This is a genomic window from Exiguobacterium sp. SH0S7, from assembly GCF_004337195.1.
In the GTDB taxonomy this organism is placed as follows: Bacteria; Bacillota; Bacilli; order Exiguobacteriales; family Exiguobacteriaceae; genus Exiguobacterium; species Exiguobacterium aurantiacum_A.
On the sequence record NZ_SJVA01000023.1, the window covers coordinates 1 to 4,100 of the forward strand.

Sequence of the window (4,100 nt, forward strand, 5' to 3'; positions counted from 1 at the left end):
CGACTTACGATACATACAATCCCCATTTCCACGTCGTGTTGGCGGTCAAGAAGTCGTACTTTTCTTCTCGAGATTACATCAAACGTGATGATTGGTTGGAAATGTGGCGTGAAGTCACTGGAGACTACACGATCACCCAAGTCCATATCGAACGAATCAAAGAGAAACAGACTGGCAATGCGGTAGCTGAAATTTCGAAATACACGGCCAAGAGCAGTGAGATGGGCGTAAGCCCAGAGGTCTTCGATACGTTTTATAATTCCTTGAAGGGAAAGCAAGTTATTGCTTTCAGTGGTCTCTTCAAGGAATACATGACGAAGTTCAAAGATGGCGAGTTGGACCATTACATGGTCCGAGACGGCAACGAGTATTTCTACAAAATCATGGCGAGGTGGCGAGCCAATCAGTCGGATTTTGTACAAGAATACATTGAACTGACAGAGCATGAAAAACAGAGATATAACAACCGGAAAAATGATGAATTTGATTTGGATTAGGAGGACTGTTGTGGCTGATTACCTTCCACTTTTATCTAGTGTAATTACCGGGCTTTTTGGTTATTTCATTGCGAAATTCAATGCGAATAGTGTATTAAAACAAAAAATGATCGATAAAGATTTAGAGAAAAGTAAGCAAGAAGAAGTGTACGAAGAAAAAATTGAAAGTTTGAAAATTCAATATGAACAAGAATTAAAGCTTAAGGAAATAGAGCACAAGCATTCTTTAGAAAAACTTGAGGCTGAAACTAGAATGAAAGTTACTGCTGCTCAAGCTGAAGCAAAAATCAAAATGAGTTCTGCTGAGGACGAAAGAATATTGAAACATACAGATCGATTTTTGACTGATATCATGAGTGGAGAAAATGGCATGATGAATTTAATAAATGCACTTAGTGCTTCAGAAAGAGGAGAAGATACCAGCGAGATTATGAAGCAATTAATTATGAATAAGCAATCTGGTACGCAGGGGAAACAATTCCAAGGTGGCGGGAAAAGTAATTCAAATAATAAGCGTAGAAATGTGAAGAAAAGATAATTATTTCGAGTTGGTTTTCGTCTTTAGGCAATGCTTAAGCATTGCCTTTTTTCGTGCGGTGGCACGAAAAACAGCCCTTGGTTTTCACCTCGTAGAGACCGCCTCTTGCTTGCAAGAGTATAGCGGGCTATACTCTTAAAAACAGCCCGACGAATTCCGCCCCTCGTTCCACCTCGGTTCTCGTCGTACATAAGGAGGAAAAACCATGGCATTCGAATTCGCTTGGAACGCTCAAAAAAACCAAATGAGTGACGTGAAAGGCAAAGAACGAGAACAAGAACGAGAGGGCAAAATCAAGAATGAACGGATCGATCCAACCCGAACCCACCTCAACTATGATTTCGTCAAAAGCAATGTCGGTCTCTATGAACGGACAAAAGAAAGACGGGACGAACTGAAAAAAGAAGGCAGCCGTGTTCAGAAAAATTCGGTCGTCCTGTATTCCAACATCATCACGATCCCGAAAGAAGAAGCCGACAAGATGACGGATAAGGAGCATGAGAAATACTTCAAGAGTTGCTATGAATACTTCTGTGATCGGTACGGCAAGGAGAACGTAATGAGTGCCAAAGTTCATCTGGACGAGACCACACCCCATATGCACCTTCACTTCATGCCCGTGAACAAGGAAAACGGGAAGTTGCAGGCAAGGACGGTGATGGGGCCGAGGGCGTTGAGGGAAATCCATGACCAACTGCCGAGGTATCTCCAACAGCGTGGCTTCGACGTGGTACGGGCGAGCGGAGAGAAAACGATGGAGAAGCTGAATATCCACGAATACAAGGTGAGAGAGGACATGAAGCAAGAAGTCCTGGCACTCAAGCAACAAGTCGATGACCTCGACTTGGAGTATTCTATCACCCGAGCGGGCGTCCGTACTGAAAAAATGAAAGCGACCGAGGAAGTCAGCAAGGTGAAAAAGCAGTCGGACGAGCAAATCGTGACGGTTCGAAAAGAAACGGATCGGAAGATCGCGATGATCCAAGAGGAAGTCTCCAAGTTCGAATACGACATAAATCTACATCGTGAACACCTGATTCTCGATACCGATGATGTGAAAACCCAACTGGAATCGACCAAGAGAGACCTCGATCACTACGGAAAACAACTCCAAGAGCGAATCGATTCGCTCAAAGAGTTGAACTTCGACGAGCGGATCGACTTGGATTTGAAGCCGAACCTGCTGAAAAAGGTGACGATGGCGAGCGAGACGTTCGAGGAATTGAAGAAGCGAGCAGAGTCTGCGGAGAAGATGCAGCGGGCGCTGCGGGCATCGGAAAAAGAGAACAAGTCCTTGAAAGAGTCGAATCAGTCGAAGGACAAGGAGTTGAACGAACTCCGAGGGTTGCGGGTCGAGAACCGCAAGCTTCAACGAGAGGTCGAGTTCTTCAAGCAGATCGTCGAGAAAATCAAAGCCTTCATGACACAGTTGGTCAAACCCGAACTTCGATTGTCGCCAAAACAAATGGATCAGGTCATTGGCTATGCCAAATTCCAAGCGAAGGATCGGCTGGGAAGAAATCAGGACGTGGATTTCCAAAACGAGTTCGAGAAGAAAGGCTTCGACAAGGCGAAAGGCGATCTCGAGGAGCAACGGAAAGAGTTGCGGAAGGATTTACTCGATATGGAGCGTTAAAAGCCCGTATGAGCGATTCCAGGCCATTGCGGTGGTCAACGTAACGGAATAACGAATTAGACCCTCTAAGACGCTTTTGAAGCGTCCTAGAGGGTCTTTCGTTGTGAGTATAAGAGTTGACCATCTGGAAAGCCCCAAGACCCTCTCGTTTGGTTTTGCCGTGTCCCCACGGCGAAACCTGCCAACCGGCGAGGGAGCCCCTCGGGATCGAGGGGTTGGGGAGTCGATTAGTTTTTTAGTTCTTTTTCTCTAAGAGTTTTGCCATAACAATTTGATTTTTCATCACTAAGAAAGTTTGGTCACCCTTATCATCATTGAAAAGATGTATTAGGGACTGCTCTATGTAAGTCTTGTCGTCATTTAATTCGTCAATGAACATATCCCAAGTAGTAGACTCTAGAAGTATAACTTCACCGTTCAATAGTGTTAATTCAACGCTTGGTATCATAATTTTATCACCACCTTTACTGACAATTTTATTCAATTTGAAGCTTTAAAGTAAGGCTTTGATTTTGTGCTCTTTCTTATCTTGATAATAAGGGTAACTATTTATGCGCAAAAAAAGGGGCGGACAAGTGAGTAAATCCCTTGTGCCCCAATGGTTTAGAAAGAAAAAAACTTGCGTTTCCGTGTATACTCGTTTAGCATTTTAGTTACCACACTGAAAAACTAAATCGAGAAACGGAGGCAAGTCCTTTAGCTTATGCTGTTAAGTACCCTTTTTGTGTAGTCCACAAAACGGTGCTTCAACATGGATTATAGACAAAATGACACCCAAAATACAAGACCCTATTGCACAAATCAAACCAAAAAAACTCGACAACCTACGAATGTACGAACTGACGAAGAATCATCTTTCCGAAAAAATGCAGGAACTGTACAGGGAGTGTGGCACGTTCAACCTGTATGTTTCCACAGCAGACAAGGAGAAGAAGAAGATGGTCGGTGGCAATCACTGCAAGAATCGCTTCTGTCCGATCTGCGCTTGGAGAAAGGCGAGGAAAGATGCGATGGCGCTTTCCGTGGTGATGGAAGCGATGCATACGGAACACGATGTGAAGTATCTCTTCCTGACTTTGACTACCCCGAACGTTCGCGCGGACGAGGTGAAGTCAGAAATTGCGATGATGAACAAAGCGTTCCACAAAATGTTCATGCGGAGAAAACTTAAAAGGGTGATTCAGGGCTACGCTCGGAAGTTGGAGATGACCTACGACAGCAACCCGTTAATCACGACACCGTTGTTCGAGAAGAAGCAAGCGTACTATGAACGACTGGGGCTGAAAGTCGGAGATGAGAACCCGACTTACGATACATACAATCCCCATTTCCACGTCGTGTTGGCGGTCAAGAAGTCGTACTTTTCTTCTCGAGATTACATCAAACGTGATGATTGGTTGGAAATGTGGCGTGAAGTCACTGGAGACTA

Annotated in this window: 5 protein-coding genes; 4 read left to right on the plus strand and 1 reads right to left on the minus strand. The window is 44.4% G+C overall.

Annotated features, from left to right (window positions below):
* The 3 genes from EVJ22_RS15095 to mobV form a co-directional block, all read left to right on the plus strand.
* The coding region (locus EVJ22_RS15095) for a protein rep (RefSeq protein ID WP_158625540.1) at positions 1-497 on the plus strand (497 nt) is incomplete at its 5' end.
* A 10-nt stretch (positions 498-507) separates the two neighbouring features.
* On the plus strand, positions 508-1,035 hold the full coding sequence (locus tag EVJ22_RS15100; protein ID WP_131444259.1) for a hypothetical protein: 528 nt from the start codon (positions 508-510) through the stop codon (positions 1,033-1,035).
* A gap of 205 nt (positions 1,036-1,240) precedes the next feature.
* The gene (gene mobV / locus EVJ22_RS15105) at positions 1,241-2,671 is read left to right on the plus strand and encodes a MobV family relaxase (RefSeq protein ID WP_131444261.1); all 1,431 of its coding nucleotides are present in this window, start codon (positions 1,241-1,243) and stop codon (positions 2,669-2,671) included.
* 235 nt (positions 2,672-2,906) lie between these two features.
* On the opposite strand, the gene EVJ22_RS15505 is transcribed toward mobV, so the two are convergent.
* Positions 2,907-3,155, minus strand: coding sequence for a hypothetical protein (locus EVJ22_RS15505; RefSeq protein WP_158625541.1), 249 nt, complete (start codon positions 3,153-3,155; stop codon positions 2,907-2,909).
* A 346-nt stretch (positions 3,156-3,501) separates the two neighbouring features.
* Between EVJ22_RS15505 and EVJ22_RS15110 the strand changes: the two genes are divergently transcribed.
* A partial coding sequence (locus EVJ22_RS15110; protein WP_158625542.1) for a protein rep occupies positions 3,502-4,100 on the plus strand: 599 nt, incomplete at its 3' end.